Origin of the sequence: Microbacterium horticulturae, assembly GCF_029094505.1 — a bacterium.
Classification (GTDB): domain Bacteria; phylum Actinomycetota; class Actinomycetes; order Actinomycetales; family Microbacteriaceae; genus Microbacterium; species Microbacterium horticulturae.
On record NZ_CP119108.1, the window covers coordinates 3,513,523 to 3,529,226 of the forward strand.

Consider the following 15,704-nt stretch of genomic DNA (forward strand, 5'->3'; position numbering starts at 1 on the left):
GCCGCGGACGCCCCAGCAGCGGGAGCCGCCAGCCCGGCGGAACACGCAGCCTCGCGGACGCCGCAGCAGCGGGAGCACGGCGGCCGGGTGGACGCCGCAGCCCAGCCGGAGGAGCGCAGTCTGGCGGACGCGGCAGTAGAAGAAGGCCGCAGCCCCCAGCGGTTCGAAAATCGCAGTGAACTTCCCGTTCACACAGCGCGAGGGCGGGCTCCACCTCCTGTGTGAGCCGGAAGTTCAGTACCGAAAGAGAACGTGTCGCGCTCCGAGTCCGAGGTGCGACGCCACCCGAACGCGTGCACTCCCGAGCGGCGGGTGCCCGCGGCATCCCGATCAGACGATGATGGAGGGATGAGTTCTTCCCCCTTCGACGACATCACCGAAGACGAGCTGCGCCGCATCGGCGGCATGAAGTGGTCGGCCCACCCCGACGCGATCGGCGCGTTCGTCGCCGAGATGGACTTCGGCACGTCCCCCGCTGTGCTCGGCGCTCTGCACGAGTGGGTCGACGGCGGCCTGTTCGGGTATCCACCGAGCGGGCTGGTCGAGGCCATGACGCAGGCGTGCGCCGACTGGCAGCGCGACGCATACGGATGGGACGTGCCCGTCGAGCGCGTGCGGCCTCTCGCCGATGTGCTCTCGGGACTGTCGGCCGTCATCGAGCTGTTCACCGCGCCGGGAAGCGCCATCGTGCTGCCGACACCCGCGTACATGCCGTTCCTCACGATCCCCGCCGTCCACGGGCGCGAGGTCATCCAGGTGCCGATGCTGCGCGACGACGACGGCTGGCACCTCGACCTCGACGGCATCGATTGCGCGTTAACGAACGGTGGCGGGCTGCTCATCATGTGCAACCCGCACAATCCGATCGGCAAGGTCTACACGCGCGACGAGATGCTCGCCGTCGCCGAGGTCGTCGAGCGGCACGGCGCCCGCGTGTTCTCCGACGAGATCCACTCGCCGCTGGTCTATCCGACGTCGCAGCATGTGCCGTACGCGTCGGTGTCGGCGGCCGCGGCATCCCACACCGTCACCACGACCTCCGCCTCGAAAGCCTGGAACCTCCCGGGCCTGAAGTGCGCGCAGCTGATCCTGTCGAATGATCGGGATGCCGCGGCCTGGGCCGACAGCCGTCGATCCATGACCGCCGAGCACGGCGCCAGCAACCCCGGGCTGATCGCCAACACCGCCGCGTACACCGACGGGCGCGGCTGGCTCGCTGACGTCGTCGCATACCTCGACGGCAACCGGGCGCTGATGAGCGAGCTCGTCGCCGAGCACCTCCCCGGTGTGCGCTACCTGCCGCCCGAGGGCACCTATCTCGCCTGGCTCGACTGCCGAGCGCTCGGGCTGGGCGACCATCCGACGGAGTTCTTCCTCGAGCACGCGAAGGTCGCCGGCACCGACGGTGCACTGTGCGGCGACGCCGGTGCAGGCTCGGTGCGCTTCAACCTGGCGATGCCGCGGCCCCTGCTGCGCACGGCCGTGGAGCGGATGGGCGCGGCGCTGGCCGCGCGGTAGCTGCGACCGGCCCCTCAGCGCACGCGCCGGCCGTGCGCGAGGTCGAGCAGATGCGGCAGCACGTCGCCCTGGCGCAGCCCGGAGTGCTCGTGCTCGCTGGTGATCCAGGGCGTCACCCCCGGCAGCAGCTCGAGCGTCTCGAGCGAATACTCGAGCGGCACGTACAGGTCGTTGACGTACACCGCAGCGGCGCCGCGTGCCCCCGACTCGCGCAGCGCGTCGGCGTCGTACACGCGCGGCCACTCGTACTCGGCCAGGGCGAGCGTGACGTCCTTCCACGGGCGGAACCCCGGCACCGTGTCGAGCCACTCGCGACGCACATGCTCACCGGTCAGCAGCGTGACGTCATCGCGGAAGTCGTCGGGCTCGACCCGGTCGGCCGCCCAGCGGGTGGGGTATCCGTCGGCGTAGCTCGACTCGTGGAACACGAAGTACAGCGGGTTGCGGGTGCCGTAGGGCAGCGCCGACGCCAGATCGTGCCGGAAGGCGTTGGTGTGCGGCTCTTCTTCGAGCAGGTGGTGGAGCGTCTGCCACCCGTCGTTGCTGCCCAGCAGCATCCCGAGTGAACGGAGCCGCGAGGTGGCGACGACCTCGCCATCGGGCAGGACGATCGTGCCGGCGTCGGTCAGGTCGGCCAGTCGTCGCACGGTGTCGCGGTGATGCGGAAAGCGCCGGTAATAGCGCTCCGAACCCCCGCGCAGCTTGTCGTAAGTGAGCGCGTAGACGTCGTCAGGCGTGCGGCCGATGGCCGAGAGCCCGCCGGTGAAGAACACTTCGCGCAGCGACGACGCGTCGGTCGACAGGTACGAGAGCGTCGTGAACCCGCCGAACGACTGGCCCAGCACGCTCCAGGTCGCGGCCCCCAGGTGCTCGCGCATCGCCTCGCAGTCGCGCACGATGCCGTCGGCGCGCAGGTGCGTGATGTATTCAGCGAGCTCGTCGGTGCCGCGGGCGAGGTCGGCGTCGCCGATGGGCGTCGAGCGCCCGGTGCCCCGCTGGTCGATCATCACGACGCGGTAGTGCTCGAGCGCAGCATCCAACCACGAAGGAGCGGCCGGCGAATGGTACGGGCGCGGAGCCTCGCTACCGGGCCCGCCCTGCAAGAACACCAGGTACGGCAGGTTCTCGCCACCCTCGCGCGCGACGACCGCGGCGTACACCTCGATCGTGCGGCTGTCGGCGTCGTCGCCCCATACCAGCGGCACGGTGATGGTGTGGTCTTCGACAGTGAGATCCTGCATGCGGCGGGTGGACACGGACATGCCGACGAGTCTATTCGGGCCTTGCGCGGCGTGCTTCGGCGCCCTGCCTGCGCTCGACGCGTCGCTGGTCAGCGAGATGGGCTCGGTGGAGCACGTCCACGACGCGCTCGAGCGTTGCCATGCCGGGGTTCACGATGCACACCCAGCCATAGGCGCCATACAGCGGGTGTGGGGTGAACACGTCCTCGGCGCTGTAGTCCACGCGGAGCTCGCCGATCCCGTCCGGTGGGCAGCCGATCAGTTCGGTGAAGATCGCCGATCCGACGTGAATGTTCAATCGCCAACGGCCGGGTTCGTCAAGGTGAGAGTCCACGTCGCCCGGATAGTCCTTGGTCACGATCGTGGCGTAGGGCTGACGGTTACTCGGCACTTCACCGTCGGGCGCGTAGTAGAAGAAGTGGTCGCCCCATGAAATCTCGGGGTGCTCGCTTCCCGGCGCCGGCGCAAGCTCGAGCACACCGGTGTAGCTTCGGAATTCTGACAGAATCTGTTCCATACTCATGGTTCCAGTGTGAGCTTGAAGTGCTTATGGAGGGTTGGCGAGGTGGAGGGCGCATCGGAGACCGGGCGAGACGGCTACACGACCAGCCGGCTGGCGGCGGCGTCAGGCTATTCCCTGCAACAGGTCCGTGACCTTGAACGTCTCGGTGTCATTCCTCCCGCAGTCCGCCGGCCCAACGGCTACCGCTCCTTCGGCGCCGTGCATCTCGCGGCGCTGCGCGCCTACCGACAGCTCGCCGTCGCCGTCAACCCGGTCAACGCCCGCGCCGTGATGGGTGAAGCCCGCCGGCTCCCCTATGACGAAGCGATCGCCCGCCTCGTCGCCCTCCATGTTGAGCTGGCTCGGGCTCGGAACGACTCGCTCGCCGCCCTTCACGCGCTCGAGAGCATCGTCGAAGAAGATCGCACCTCCGCCGCCCCATCGAGCGCCGACGCGATGAGCATCACCGAACTCGCTGCCGCCCTCGGCGTGCGCTCGTCCACACTCCGGTTCTGGGAGACGCAAGGGCTCATCACGCCGGACCGACCGACGCGCAGCGGTGCGCGGAGCTATCCGGTCGCTGCCGTTCGCGATGCGAGGATCGTCACGGCCCTCCGCGCGGGTGGGTACCGCATCCCCGCCGTGCAAGCCATCCTCACGTCCGTCCACTCGGTCAGCGCAGACGACGCCCGCCACGCCCTCCAGGATCGACTTCACGCCATCGCCATCCGCTCCGAAGCGCTCCTGCGCGCCGGCACTGCCATCGCCGATCTCATCTCGTATGAGAACGATGCGATCGTCGACGACCGCCTGACCGACGGCGCCGAGAGTGACAGGGCTGCGCTGTCGTAGCGACGATAGTGTCGGGGGATGAGCACTTACGACGTGGTGGAACTGGGCGGACTCGACACCTGGCGTTCGGCGGACGATCGACCCGGCAAGCAGTTCGTCGACAAGCTGATCCCGACGCAGTTCGTCGGCGTCTCGGCCAACACGACCGCTCCCGGCGAGCAGTCGCCGTTCTGGCACTCGCACGACCGGCTCGAGGAGGTCTACATCTTCCTCGACGGACTCGGGCAGATGGGCCTTGACGACGACGTCGTCGACGTCAAGGCGGGCACCGTCGTGCGCGTCGGGCAGGGTGTCATGCGCATCCTGCGCGCGCTGCCCGACAGTCCCGAAGACCTGCGGTGGCTGTGCGTCCGCGCCGGCGGCGACACGCTCGAGAACGTCGGCCACGACGGGCAGCTCGACCGTGAGCGCCCCGCCCCCTGGGCGAAGTAGGCCATGGCAAGAGCGGTCGTCCTCGGCGTCAGCGGCATGACGGGGCGCGCGATCGCGCGCGAGCTCGTCGGTGCGGGGTGGCGGGTCACCGGTACGGGCCGTGACCCGGCGCACTTCCCCGCCGAGCTGGCGGAGCTCGGCGTGCGGTTCGTGCGCTCGGACCGTGACGATGCGGGCGACCTCGACGCTGTGCTCGCGCACGGTGCCGACCTCGTCGTGGATTGCGTCGCGTACACCGCCGCCCACGCCCAGCTTCTCGTCGACCGGGCCGGCGACGTCGGCTCGGTGGTCGCTCTGTCGAGCAAGGCCGTCTACGTCGACGCCCAGGGGCGCCACTCGAACAGCGACGTTCCGCCCGACTTCGGCGGGCCGGTGCGCGAGACGGCGGCGACGCTCGAACCGGATTTCTCCGGCGAGTACCAATCGCGACTCGGCTACGGCACGAACAAGGTCGCGATGGAGGAGACGCTGCGGGCGGCATCCTGCCCCGTCTCGATCCTGCGCCCGTCGCGCATCCACGGATCGGGCTCGGCCCGCCCGCGCGAGTGGTTCGTCGTGCGCCGCCTGCGCGACGGCCGCACACGCCTGCCGGTCGCGCATGGTGGACTCACGGGCAACCATCCGACGGCGGCGGCGAACCTCGCGCGCCTCGTGCGCGCGTGCGCCGACCGCCCGGCGAGGCGCATTCTCAACGCGGCCGACCCCGACACCCCCACCACCGCCGATATCGTGACGGCCATCGCGGCGGCAGCCGGCCGTCCGCTCGAGGTCGTGGGACTCGACGACGGGGTACCGGATGCCTGGGGCCGCAATCCGTGGGACACCTGGCCACCGTTCTTCCTCGACACATCCGCCGCCGCCGCAATCGGCTATCTGCCGGTCGGCACATACGCCGAGACCGTGGCCGAGACCGTGCACGAACTGCTTGCGCTGTCGCCGGCCGGCGCGGCCGCGCTCGACGCCGACCCGTTCTTCACGGACCGCTTCGACTACGCGCTCGACGACGCGGCCCTGGCCACGGCATCCACCCCTCCCGCACCGTCTCCTCGGCGCTGACCGCGCCCCGCGCGCGTCAGTGCAGCATGATCGAGCCGCCGTCGGCCATCAGCGTCTGACCGGTGACGTACTGCGAGGCGTCACTGGCGAGGAAGGCGACGACCGGTGCGATGTCGGTCTCGGGGTCGCCCAAACGGCCCAGCGGCACGCCGGCGACGACCTCGGCATACGCGTCGGGGAACGCCTCGGACCACTGCTGGATGCCGGGGGTCAGCGCCACCGGCGAGACGAGGTTGGCGCGCACGCCGTCGGCCGCCCACTCGTGCGCGGCGACGCGGGTGATCCCGCGGATGGCCTCCTTCGCGGCCGCATAGGTCACCTGATTCGGCAGACCCTTCAGCCCCGCCCCCGACGCGAAGTTCACGATCGCGCCCTTCGTCTTCTTCAACTCGGGGTAGGCCGCCTGCATGAGGTGGAACGTCGCGTACATGCCGGTGCCCATCGAGAGGTCCCACATCTCCTGCGTGGTCTCGATGATCGGCGCTTGCTTCGACGCGTGCGCGTTGTTCACGAGCACATCGAGTTTGCCGAATGCCGCGACGGCCGCGGACACTATCTCGGGCGCATTGGCAGCCACGGAGATGTCGGACTTCAGGTACCGCACGTTCGCCGCCGGCTCGAAACCCGCCACGAGCTCGTCGCCCGCAGCCTGGTCGATGATGTCGACGACGAGCACCCGAGCACCCTCCTTCAGGAAGTGCCGGACGATTCCCTGCCCGATGCCGCCCGCTCCGCCGGTGACGATCGCGACCTTGTCGGTGAGTGTCATTTCGATTCCTTTCGTTGTGGTGTTCCGGGCGTGATCGCTCCGGATGTACGGGTGAGGGATGCCGCGACCCCGTCGAGCAGCGCATCCAGCGCGGTCTCGAGCAGGCGTCGACCGCGGGCGGCGTCGAACGCCTGCGCGCGGAAGGCCGCAGTGAGCGGACCGGGCGCGGTCGCGTCGGCGTAGTGGACCGCCCGCTCGGCCGCACGCGACAGCGCGATCCGAGCGATGCCGATGGGCTGCGCCGCGACGGCGACGAAGATCTCTTCGGCGTGGTCGGGGCTGCACCCTGCGTCGATGAGCCGCTGCAGCGCCGTCTCGGTGCCGACGGTGGAAGTGGCATCCATCAGCCGCGTCGGCGAGACCGCGAGGTCGACCAACCACGGATGGCGCTCGAAGGCGATCCAGGCGGTCAGGCCGAGGCGGCGCAGGGTCTCGCGCCAGTCGGCATCGACGGCGGGCACCGGCGGTAACTCGGACGCGATGCGCGCCACCATGCGGCGCAGCAGATCGTCGCGGTCGGAGAGGTGGCGGTACAGCGCCATGCCCGACACGCCGAGCTCTGTGCCGACCCGGCGCATCGACAGAGCGTCGACGCCATGCGCGTCGACGAGCGCGATCGCCGCGTCGGCGATGGCCGCAGCATCCAACGTTCGTCCCATGTTTACGGTGTAAACCTACCGGCCGCATGGCAGCCGCATGCCGGGCATGGGAATGCCCTGACCTCCCCGACGAAGTCGAGATGGTCTACGTCGACGAGATCCTCTACCGCGCCCGCACCTCGAGGCTTTTGCTGCGCACCTTCGAGAAGGGCGCGAAGAGCCAGCTCGACGAACTTGCGAGCTATGCCTCCGTTCAACCCCTGCATGTTGCGATAGCGCGCCTCATCCACTACCCCACCTGAAAGACCCATCAGCATGAAGAGACGCGCTCTGCGCACGACGGAGCCCATCTGCGAGCTCGGGACCAGCCCGTACGATCAGTGGCAGCCCGGCGTCCAGAACAATTGGCAGACGGCGATATGTGACTGATGCGGCCTTATCCACCAAAGGTCGCAGGCCGCGTTGACGGCATTAACCCGCATGGGAAACCTGATACGTGAATGAGCGTCACCGTGGACCTCATGAAAGGAAGTAGTGACATGAACACACTCATCAAGAAGGGCGTCTCGGCCGTTCTGCTGGCCGGCGCCCTCGTGGCAGGGACGGCGGCCGTCGCGCAGGCGGAGACCGTCTACTACAAGGGAAGCGCCATCAGCTGGGACCACGGACGCAGCTGGGGGGTCTACAGCGAGTCGACCGTCCAGTCGGGCGTCTACGACCACAGCACCACCGCGAACACGACGTTCTCCGGATGGAAGAAGCCGGGCACCGCGGCCCACGCCATCCAGTTCGTCGGGACGGGTCAGGCCACCGCCTACTGGAACGCGCGCGGCTGACCAACATCGGGGTGGCGCCGTGCCACCCCGGAGAAAGTGCCATGGTGATGCTCATTTCCGTCTGGTCGAAAATTGTCAGCTCGATCCTCATCGTCCTGATCGGCGCAACAGCAAGCGTGCTGTTCATCGTGAACCAGGGCGTCCGTCTGCAGCAAGAGGTCGATCAATATCCGGCAACGTCGACATCGATCTACCTGTACGGCGTTTCCGAAGACCGTGCGGACAGCGTCCTGTCCGTACTCGGTCGATTTGCGGATGGGGACGGGCGAGCGGTCGTCCGAGTGGATCATCAGACCTCCAACGTCGATGGAGGCCTGAGCGCTTTGCGAATCGGAGTGATTGCGAACCCTCGCACGCCTCCGTCCGCGCTCGACCTCCGATTCCTCGGAACGTCGCTGGTCGACACCCCGACGATCTCCAAGCTCCTCACGAGCAAGCCCACGAAATCCGTGGGCTTGGACGCGAATGCGAGGGACGTGATCGCCACCATTCCCGAGCTCGCGTTCGCACCTCGGCTCTCCGTCGTGAACTTGTCGCATATGATCGACACCTCCGGGACGATCAACGGCACCTACCGCGTCGTCGGGGCTGACGCCACCCAGGTGAACGAGCTGCTGACGTCGCTCGCCGATCTGACGGGCCAGACGCCGAAGAGCATGCTCGCCCCACTGCACGGGCAGGAGACCGACAGCGGGCTGATCCCCTCCATCCTGCTCGGCTGCCTGATCGCCGCCTCGATCCTGCTCCTGCTCCTGCTCGTGTTCGAAGCTCTACGCTCGTTCCCCGTCCTCGGCGTGCATCTGCTGCTCGGGAAGTCGAACTGGGGCTTCGCCGTCAAGATGTTCCGATCTGCGCTGTTGACCGCGGTGGCAACGGCGGTGCTGTCATTCCTTCTCACCATCGTGTTGGCGCACGGGTACCAGCTGAACGGCGCCCTTATGGCGGCGGCGTGGAGCTGCGCCGTCGCCGGGACGGTGCCTGTGCTGGTGTGCATCGCCATTGCCATCTGTGTGATCACCTCGACCAAGCCCGTCAACGCGATCCTCGGACGCTACTCGAAGAAGATTCTGCTGTGGACTCTCAGCGGTCTCTACCTGGCGGCGGTCGCCGGATTCGCCTTCATGCTCGTATACATCGACGGTCCCATCAAGGAGGTCGGCAAGCTCGCGAATGTCAGCCACACATGGTCGACGGTGGAGAACCAGGAGATCCTCTATCAGTTGAGCCCGGGCAACGACGGGGCAAGCATGAGCGGACAGTCCACGCAACTTGCGAAGGACTTCTACGACTGGTACAGCTCAATCGCGGACAAGCCCGGCGTGAGCCTCACGAATACGGTTCACTACGACCGGTCGACGTTGGATCAATGGTCTGGGATCTACGCGTCTGTGCCGGAGCAACCCTTCTGGTACATCGCCGCCTCTCCGAGCTCGCTCGCCGAACAAGGGTTCGACGTGAGCCCCGAGATCCTGGCGCGCGCGGAACAAGGCGAACGGGTCTTCCTGCTACCCGATACCTGGACAGGAACGGCTACGACAGCGATGCAGGAATGGCTGACCGAAGACAGCCACCCGAAATACGAGCCGTCGATCCGCACCGAGTACTTCAATGAGGAGAAGGTCGTGTTCGAGGACTACTCCCCGAAGACCCCGTTGTTCTCCTGGACGACGGACACTTCCCTGCCACCGACCGTCACTGATCCCGTGATCCTCATCAGCACGCCCGCGAACATGATCCCTTTCGAGAGCGAGAGCCTGTATGCGGTGGGACTGGACAACAGCTATATCAAGCTGAGCACGGCCGCGGCGCACGAGTACACCAGCAGCCAGTACCTGGCCGAATACCACCTCGATGACAACAAGGTCGAATTCCTGCCTGTCAGCCAGTTCATCGCCGGCCTCACCAAGACCATCCAGGCAACGCTGCAGCTGTTCGGCGGCGTGATCGTGTTCCTCTTCCTCCTCATCTCCGTCGCCCTCATCGCACTCTTGCGGCTCTTCTCGAACACCTACCGAGAATCGCTCGTGGTCAAGCGCATGCTCGGCTACGCGCTGATGCAACTCTTCGCACCGGCGATCCTCGTGATCGGTGTGACCGGGGCGATCGCCGTGATCGTCGCGATTCTGCTGCAGTCCACGAGCGCGATCCTGGGCAGCATCATCCTGCTCGCGATCCAGCTCGCACTCGTCACGTTCCTCATCCGGCGGTACTCGCGCCTGCAACTGAGCTCAGCGCTCAAAGAATAGGAGTCGTCTTGACTGCTCTGCTCACTGTCGAAAATCTGACCAAGACGTATGGCTCCCGCACCATCCTCGATCACGTGAACCTCGAAGTTTCTCAGGGGGAATCCGTCGCAATCGTGGGGCCCTCCGGCTCGGGGAAGTCGACGCTGCTGAACATCATCGGCCTGCTGGAGAGCCCCACCTCGGGCACGATCCTCGTCGGCGGGAAGCGACTGCCGCGCATCAACAGCCACGCGGCCAGTGCGATGCGCCGAGATCGGATCAACTACCTCTTCCAATCCTTCGCGCTCATCAGCTCCGCAACTGCGCTAGAGAACGTCCTGATCGGAATGCACAGTGTCAAACAACGCCGGACGACGAAGAAGAAGCAGAGCATCGACCTGTTGGCGCGACTAGGCTTGCGCGATGTGATCGACGACAAGATCATGACCCTCTCCGGGGGTGAACGGCAACGCGTCGCCCTCGCACGATGCCTCCTCAAACCCGGAGAGCTGATCCTCGCCGACGAACCCACGGGCGCCCTTGACGACGCGCTGGCCGACATCGCAGTGACAGAGATGCTCGCCCTTCAGAAGGAGTACGGCAAGTCGCTCCTCGTGGTGACGCACGATCGTCGGGTGGCGGCTCGATGCGACCGCGTCTTCAACCTCCCGTCCACGGGTACGGCGCAGTAGGGCCACAGCAACGGCACACGCCTCCCAGGCGCCTGAGCCCTCGCGCGCGCTTACAGCGAGCTGTGGCGTGGGATCCGTATCGAGACGACCCAAGAATCGCCATCCGGCCCGATGACACAACTGCCCGCAAGTCGCTCAATACGTTCAGAAATCCGGATGGTGCCGAAGCCCGGCTCGGCCTGCCCCTGCACCTTCGGGAGCGCATTGGTGACGTCGAAGCAGACGACGTCACCGACGACGGACAGTTCGATGCGAATCGGGCTCTGCCCATGATGTTTGAGGATGTTCGTCACGGCCTCGCGGAGAGTCCGAGAGAGAGTGGCTGACACCAGACGGCTCACGCGTTCGTCTTCCGGATCGCCTTTGACCTCGACTCGGAGGTTCGCCGCCGCCAGTTCGCGACGCGCATCGTCGAACGCGACCGCCAGCGCACGCATCGACTGCTCCTCGATCGCGGTTCCCTGCTGCATGATGAGGCGGATATCGTCGAGGACCTTGCGAGTGGTGTTCCCGAGCACGGTCAACGCAAGGGCTCGGGTAGCCGGGTCGATTCCCTGCTCCTGGTCTTGCTCGAGCACGCTGATGTACGTCGAGATCACGGTGAGATCGTGTGCGATGTCGTCGTGGAGCTCATCGCTGATGAGCTGTCGCTCCTCGGCGCGGATCGCCTGCTCAGTCTGGATACGACGCTGAAGTTCTGCGGTCAGCGTCCGAGCCCGGCCGAGAGCGATGCGGAGGACTGCGCCGATGACGCTGCTGACCAACGCGACAAACGGGATCCCGACGAAAACATTCAGACCGTGTGTCCCCTGCACGGTGGCCGCGACGATGACCACGCCTCCCCCCATGAGCGCGACGAACCCGGCGATGGCGCGGATGCTGCCTACGCGAACGAGCACACACGAAGAGAGCGCTATAGCCGACAGCACGACCTCTTGCTCGTGGAACGGGAAAGACGCCGCCAGAGCAAGCGCATATACAAGCAAACCTGCCCAAGGTGATCGGGCCGCGACAACGAAAGCGACGCAGAACACGGTATCGATCACGGCCGAGATCGGGTCAGGGTTGGGCTGCGTCAGATCCAGCAGCGGGCTGGCGATCAGACCGATGCCCGCCAGAGCGAAAACAACCCACCACTCCGGTGTAGACAGTGCGCTCTGCGTCCGCCACGACGTGGCCGGACGGTCGTGACCGCTCTTACGCACTGTCCTGAGTGACATCGTTCCAGCAGACCCGACGACGGATTGATCTGTCAACACGGTATGCGACCGGGCCGGCAGCCCGACCGTGCTTCACTCACCCGCACGTGCGGATGATCTGGCACCACCAGGGATCGAGGAGCTTCACCGTACCGATGACCTGTACCAGAATGAATCCCAGCATGTGTATCGTTTCCCTTCTCTGCAAAGCTCTCGCAGCTCTGACGACTTGACGCTGTCACCTGAGGGCTCCAGAAGAAAACGAGACTCCTACTTTCGTCTATGCAGGAGCTCCGGCCTCACGAGCCCCCGTAAAATCCAGCTATGACAGTTGTCCGGGTCCTTGTCGTCGATGACGACCCGGTCATGAGAATCGGACTGAGGACGCTCATCCACCACCCCCCTGTCTTCACGGTCACCGGCGAGGCCGGTGACGGGAACGCCGCGATCCGAGCAATGGAACTCGGCGCGGTCGATGTGGTGCTGATGGATCTGCAGATGCCTGGGATAAACGGCGTTCACGCCACCGCGGAGATCACCCGACGCTGGCCGTCTGTGCGGGTACTCGTCATGACAGCTTTCGCTGCCTTGGACGCGATCGTGCCGGCGCTGCGCGCGGGAGCGTCCGGGTATCTGTTGAAGGGTGCCACGCGAGCGGAGCTGCTGCAAGCGATCAGAGGGGTCGCGACCGGCACCACCGTGCTTGAGCCCCGCGTCGCCGGTCTCCTCGTATCATCGCTCCAGAGATCGCCGCGTCCGCGACCGGATACGCTGGGGTCCGAAGTACTGACTCCTCGCGAGGCCGAAGCTGTCGCACACCTCGCCCAGGGGATGTCCAACGCCGAGATCGCCCGCGCGATCAACATCTCCGAGGCGACCGTGAAGTCGCACCTGGGAAGCGTCGCACGCAAATGGAGCGTTCGAGATCGGACTCAGATACTCATCCGCGCTGCCGAAATCGGAATGATCCACCTCGGCTGAGGACGGCAGCCCCCGTGCTGACGAGTGGATCGAGCTCTGCGATGACGCCACGGTAGCCCCGCACCGCTGTCACGTATTACGCGTACGCGCAGGCGTCTCTACTCTCTACCACCCTCCGCAAGCTTGAGACCGGAGACCCCCGTGCCCGCCTGCACTCCGCGGGGCCAGAGGACCGGGTGAGCGTCAGCCGGACCCGCGCCTTGGTGATCGGCTCCCCGGCGATCATCTGCACCAGAGGTGCAGGACGTCGAGATGGTGTCCCCGCAGGATCAGCAGCCTATTGCAGGTCCTCGCGCCGTCGATCCTGTCCCAGCCGGTCTCCTCCACTGTGGCGGTTGACCACCCCGAGAAAGGTTTCCCCTATGCGACTCTCCGACCTCTACGACGCCGACTTCCGAGCAAGCACCCCGAGGCGGCACGGCTTGCAGCCGAGCAGACCATCCCCCATCCGCTGAACAACGTGCAGTACGCCGACGGTTTCTCCAGTTGCCGTCACGCGAAGAAGCACGTTCGCTTCCAGTACTGCCCGCAGGAGGTGCGGCCAGATCGTGAGCGCAATGCCGAGAATTCAGCCGTCCCTGTGACCGTGAAGGTTCTTGCGCTCGAGCTGCACCGAACTCGAGGCCACCAGGCATCCGAGCTCCGGTTCGCCAACTGACTGTGCGGCTGCAAGCGAGACGCCCTGGAAGTGTCAGCCACCGAGTGGGCACGGCGTTCCGGTCCTGCGTCCTCCGCTGTCGCACACCTCGTCTCCGAAGAGACGCTCTTCAACCCCTACGGGGCAATCGCTCGCGGCTTGCGCTAATCCCGCCGACTGAACCTCTGAGAACCCCCGCTCCCCTGAGCACCTTCCTCATTCTCCCATTCGCGCTCTGATGCCCGGCTATGCCAGCCGGATCACCCGACACCGCGGTCGCTTGGAAAGGACCCTTTCGCCATGCTCACTCAGATCTCGCAGCTCAACGCCGTCATCGAACGGACGGGTGCCGGAGGGCATCCAAAAACCACGCCGTAGACTGGGTGAGGCCGGTCGCGCCGCGCAGGGGAGGTCTGAGGTGCCCATCACGGGGACGGTCCTCGACGTCGCTCAGCGGCATCCCGAGCGCCTCGCCATCGCCGGTACCGACGGCCTCCTCACCTACGCCGAGCTCGTCGGCGATTCGCGACGCCTCTTCGCGACGGTCGACGCCCTGCACCGGGCCCAGACGACGCCGCCGGCGCCCGCGCCCGAGACCCGCGGCATCCCGATCACGGCCGTCAGCCTCACCTCCGCCTTCCAGACCGCGCGTGTCATCGCGGAGCTGGCCGGGTACCGCGCGGTGTCGGCCGCGATCGATCCCCGCTGGCCGCTCGACCACCGCGTCGGCGTGATCATGTCGACCGGCATCGGGCTGGTGATCAGCGACTCTCCCGATCTCGCCGACGCCCTCGCGGCTCGCGGGTGGACCGGCACCGTTCTCACGCTCCATGAGCTCATCCGTCTCGAGGGCGCGACCGAACCGGCCGACGCCCCGACCGTGCGCGACGACGATGAGTCGTTCCTGCTGCTGTTCTCGTCGGGCACCACGAGCGACCCGAAGGCGTTCCTTAAAACGCGCCGCCAGTACCGAGCGAATGTCGCGGTCTCCAGCGGCCACCTCGAGCCGCTGCCCGGCGTGGTCACGCTCGCGCCGGGCCCGGTCTCGTACAGCCTCACGCTCTACGCGGTCATCGAGTGCCTCGCCACCGGCGGCACCGTGCACGTCGCCGATGCTTTCGACCCGCTCGAGAACGGCAGGCGCATCCGCGACGAGGGAATCACCCGCGTGGTGGCCGTACCGGCTGTCGTGCGGTCGATGGTGGACGCCGCGCGCCGCGACCCGCAGCGCTTCGCGCGCCTGCAGCTCGTGGTCACCGGGGGCGCGAACCTGCCGCAGGCGATCCGCGACGGTCTTGCGCGTGTGCTGCCTGAGGTGCGCCTCATCAGCTACTACGGCGCCGCCGAGATCGGCTTCATCGGCGACAGCCGCGAGGGCGACGGCACCCTCATCTCGGTGTACGACGAGGTCCGCGCGCGCATCGACGACGGCAGCACGCCCGCGGGCGAGCCGGGCACGCTCTGGATCTTGGCCGATGCATGCTCTGACGGGTATATCTCCGCGACGACGGATGCGCGACTCAAGAACGCCGACGGCTGGGCCACCGTGCACGACCAGGGCCGCATGGTCGATGGCCGGCTGCAGCTCATCGGTCGCGCCGGCGACATCGCGGTGACCGGTGGGCACAAGGTCGCCCTTCCCGAGGTCGAGCGCGCCTTCGACGGCATGCCCGGCGTCTCCGCCGCGTGCGCGATCGCGCTGCCGGATCCGAAGCTCGGCACGATCGTCGCGCTCGTGCTCGAAACTGCCCCCGAGCACGAGGCTGCGGCATCCCCCACCATCGACAAGGCGGCACTGCAGGCGTGGGCGCGCCAGCGCCTCGCCCCGCAGTTCGTGCCGCGCCGCTGGTACCGGGTGGCGCACCTGCCACGCACCGTCGGCGGCAAGATCCGCCGCGGCGAGACCGCCGAGCTCGTAGAGCGGGGAGAGGCGGAGCGCCTGTGACCGCGGCATCCACTCCCGCTCTCTGCGCGCCTGCCTCCCTGCGCGTCACAGGCGCGCGCGCCATGTGCGCCGACCGCCCGGCAGCGGCCGGTCCCTCGCCTCAGGCGAGGGGATTGGGCGTGGCGAGGACCCTTTCGGCGCATTCGGTCCTCTCCGGGGCAGATCCCCTCGCCTCGGGCGAGGGCCGCCGTGTCCACGCGCGTGGGTTGCGGGCCTGTGA

At 67.1% G+C, this 15,704-nt stretch carries 15 protein-coding genes; 10 read left to right on the forward strand and 5 right to left on the reverse strand.

Annotated features, from left to right (window positions below):
- Nucleotides 1-348 precede the first annotated feature (348 nt).
- The gene (locus tag PU630_RS16685; protein WP_275278182.1) at nucleotides 349-1,518 is read left to right on the forward strand and encodes a MalY/PatB family protein; all 1,170 of its coding nucleotides are present in this window, start codon (nucleotides 349-351) and stop codon (nucleotides 1,516-1,518) included.
- Between the two features lie 14 nt (nucleotides 1,519-1,532).
- Here PU630_RS16685 and PU630_RS16690 read toward each other — a convergent pair whose 3' ends face one another.
- Both PU630_RS16690 and PU630_RS16695 read right to left on the reverse strand, forming a co-directional pair.
- A complete protein-coding gene (locus PU630_RS16690; protein ID WP_275278183.1) occupies nucleotides 1,533-2,780 on the reverse strand; it encodes an alpha/beta fold hydrolase in 1,248 nt (415 codons plus the stop codon).
- Nucleotides 2,781-2,790: 10 nt separating this feature from the next.
- Nucleotides 2,791-3,276: a DUF6194 family protein gene (locus tag PU630_RS16695; RefSeq protein ID WP_275278184.1), complete on the reverse strand. Its 486-nt coding sequence runs from the start codon at nucleotides 3,274-3,276 to the stop codon at nucleotides 2,791-2,793.
- 48 nt (nucleotides 3,277-3,324) lie between these two features.
- Here PU630_RS16695 and PU630_RS16700 point away from each other — a divergent pair, with 48 nt between their 5' ends.
- From PU630_RS16700 to PU630_RS16710, 3 genes are read left to right on the forward strand one after another with little or no spacing between them, the layout of a single operon-like run.
- Nucleotides 3,325-4,113 (forward strand): MerR family transcriptional regulator, encoded by a 789-nt coding sequence (locus PU630_RS16700; protein ID WP_275278185.1) that lies wholly within the window; start codon nucleotides 3,325-3,327, stop codon nucleotides 4,111-4,113.
- An 18-nt stretch (nucleotides 4,114-4,131) separates the two neighbouring features.
- Nucleotides 4,132-4,545: a cupin domain-containing protein gene (locus PU630_RS16705; protein ID WP_275278186.1), complete on the forward strand. Its 414-nt coding sequence runs from the start codon at nucleotides 4,132-4,134 to the stop codon at nucleotides 4,543-4,545.
- 3 nt (nucleotides 4,546-4,548) lie between these two features.
- Nucleotides 4,549-5,601 (forward strand): NAD-dependent epimerase/dehydratase family protein, encoded by a 1,053-nt coding sequence (locus tag PU630_RS16710; RefSeq protein WP_275278187.1) that lies wholly within the window; start codon nucleotides 4,549-4,551, stop codon nucleotides 5,599-5,601.
- A 16-nt stretch (nucleotides 5,602-5,617) separates the two neighbouring features.
- Here the strand turns inward: PU630_RS16710 and PU630_RS16715 are convergent, their stop codons facing one another.
- Together PU630_RS16715 and PU630_RS16720 are read right to left on the reverse strand one after the other, a co-directional pair.
- Nucleotides 5,618-6,370 carry an SDR family NAD(P)-dependent oxidoreductase gene (locus tag PU630_RS16715; protein WP_275278188.1) on the reverse strand — a complete coding sequence of 251 codons (753 nt, stop codon included), beginning with the start codon at nucleotides 6,368-6,370 and terminating at the stop codon, nucleotides 5,618-5,620.
- Nucleotides 6,367-7,029: a TetR/AcrR family transcriptional regulator gene (locus PU630_RS16720; RefSeq protein ID WP_275278189.1), complete on the reverse strand. Its 663-nt coding sequence runs from the start codon at nucleotides 7,027-7,029 to the stop codon at nucleotides 6,367-6,369. Before PU630_RS16720 ends, PU630_RS16715 begins: the two co-directional genes overlap by 4 nt.
- 80 nt (nucleotides 7,030-7,109) lie before the next feature.
- Between PU630_RS16720 and PU630_RS16725 the strand changes: the two genes are divergently transcribed.
- The 4 genes from PU630_RS16725 (at nucleotide 7,110) to PU630_RS16740 (ending at nucleotide 10,722) form a co-directional block, all read left to right on the forward strand.
- A complete protein-coding gene (locus tag PU630_RS16725; protein WP_275278190.1) occupies nucleotides 7,110-7,271 on the forward strand; it encodes a hypothetical protein in 162 nt (53 codons plus the stop codon).
- Between the two features lie 237 nt (nucleotides 7,272-7,508).
- Nucleotides 7,509-7,805 carry a hypothetical protein gene (locus PU630_RS16730; protein WP_275278191.1) on the forward strand — a complete coding sequence of 99 codons (297 nt, stop codon included), beginning with the start codon at nucleotides 7,509-7,511 and terminating at the stop codon, nucleotides 7,803-7,805.
- A gap of 47 nt (nucleotides 7,806-7,852) precedes the next feature.
- Nucleotides 7,853-10,051 carry a hypothetical protein gene (locus tag PU630_RS16735; protein WP_275278192.1) on the forward strand — a complete coding sequence of 733 codons (2,199 nt, stop codon included), beginning with the start codon at nucleotides 7,853-7,855 and terminating at the stop codon, nucleotides 10,049-10,051.
- Nucleotides 10,052-10,059: 8 nt separating this feature from the next.
- Nucleotides 10,060-10,722 (forward strand): ABC transporter ATP-binding protein, encoded by a 663-nt coding sequence (locus PU630_RS16740; RefSeq protein WP_275278193.1) that lies wholly within the window; start codon nucleotides 10,060-10,062, stop codon nucleotides 10,720-10,722.
- A 50-nt stretch (nucleotides 10,723-10,772) separates the two neighbouring features.
- Here the strand turns inward: PU630_RS16740 and PU630_RS16745 are convergent, their stop codons facing one another.
- Nucleotides 10,773-11,978: a sensor histidine kinase gene (locus PU630_RS16745; protein ID WP_275278194.1), complete on the reverse strand. Its 1,206-nt coding sequence runs from the start codon at nucleotides 11,976-11,978 to the stop codon at nucleotides 10,773-10,775.
- 309 nt (nucleotides 11,979-12,287) lie between these two features.
- On the opposite strand from PU630_RS16745, the gene PU630_RS16750 reads away from it, so the two are divergent.
- Together PU630_RS16750 and PU630_RS16755 are read left to right on the forward strand one after the other, a co-directional pair.
- The gene (locus tag PU630_RS16750) at nucleotides 12,288-12,902 is read left to right on the forward strand and encodes a response regulator (protein ID WP_275280130.1); all 615 of its coding nucleotides are present in this window, start codon (nucleotides 12,288-12,290) and stop codon (nucleotides 12,900-12,902) included.
- A gap of 1,055 nt (nucleotides 12,903-13,957) precedes the next feature.
- Complete coding sequence (locus tag PU630_RS16755) at nucleotides 13,958-15,484, forward strand: class I adenylate-forming enzyme family protein (RefSeq protein WP_275278195.1); 1,527 nt, start codon at nucleotides 13,958-13,960, stop codon at nucleotides 15,482-15,484.
- Nucleotides 15,485-15,704: the final 220 nt, after the last annotated feature.

What these genes read in the sequence shown, in the direction of transcription:
- PU630_RS16685 (WP_275278182.1), top strand. Translation starts at nt 349, where the DNA reads ATGAGTTCTTCCCCCTTCGACGACATCACCGAAGACGAGCTGCGCCGC.
- PU630_RS16690 (WP_275278183.1), bottom strand. Translation starts at nt 2,780, where the DNA reads ATGTCCGTGTCCACCCGCCGCATGCAGGATCTCACTGTCGAAGACCAC.
- PU630_RS16695 (WP_275278184.1), bottom strand. Translation starts at nt 3,276, where the DNA reads ATGGAACAGATTCTGTCAGAATTCCGAAGCTACACCGGTGTGCTCGAG.
- PU630_RS16705 (WP_275278186.1), top strand. Translation starts at nt 4,132, where the DNA reads ATGAGCACTTACGACGTGGTGGAACTGGGCGGACTCGACACCTGGCGT.
- PU630_RS16710 (WP_275278187.1), top strand. Translation starts at nt 4,549, where the DNA reads ATGGCAAGAGCGGTCGTCCTCGGCGTCAGCGGCATGACGGGGCGCGCG.
- PU630_RS16715 (WP_275278188.1), bottom strand. Translation starts at nt 6,370, where the DNA reads ATGACACTCACCGACAAGGTCGCGATCGTCACCGGCGGAGCGGGCGGC.
- PU630_RS16720 (WP_275278189.1), bottom strand. Translation starts at nt 7,029, where the DNA reads ATGGGACGAACGTTGGATGCTGCGGCCATCGCCGACGCGGCGATCGCG.
- PU630_RS16725 (WP_275278190.1), top strand. Translation starts at nt 7,110, where the DNA reads ATGGTCTACGTCGACGAGATCCTCTACCGCGCCCGCACCTCGAGGCTT.
- PU630_RS16730 (WP_275278191.1), top strand. Translation starts at nt 7,509, where the DNA reads ATGAACACACTCATCAAGAAGGGCGTCTCGGCCGTTCTGCTGGCCGGC.
- PU630_RS16735 (WP_275278192.1), top strand. Translation starts at nt 7,853, where the DNA reads ATGCTCATTTCCGTCTGGTCGAAAATTGTCAGCTCGATCCTCATCGTC.
- PU630_RS16750 (WP_275280130.1), top strand. Translation starts at nt 12,288, where the DNA reads ATGAGAATCGGACTGAGGACGCTCATCCACCACCCCCCTGTCTTCACG.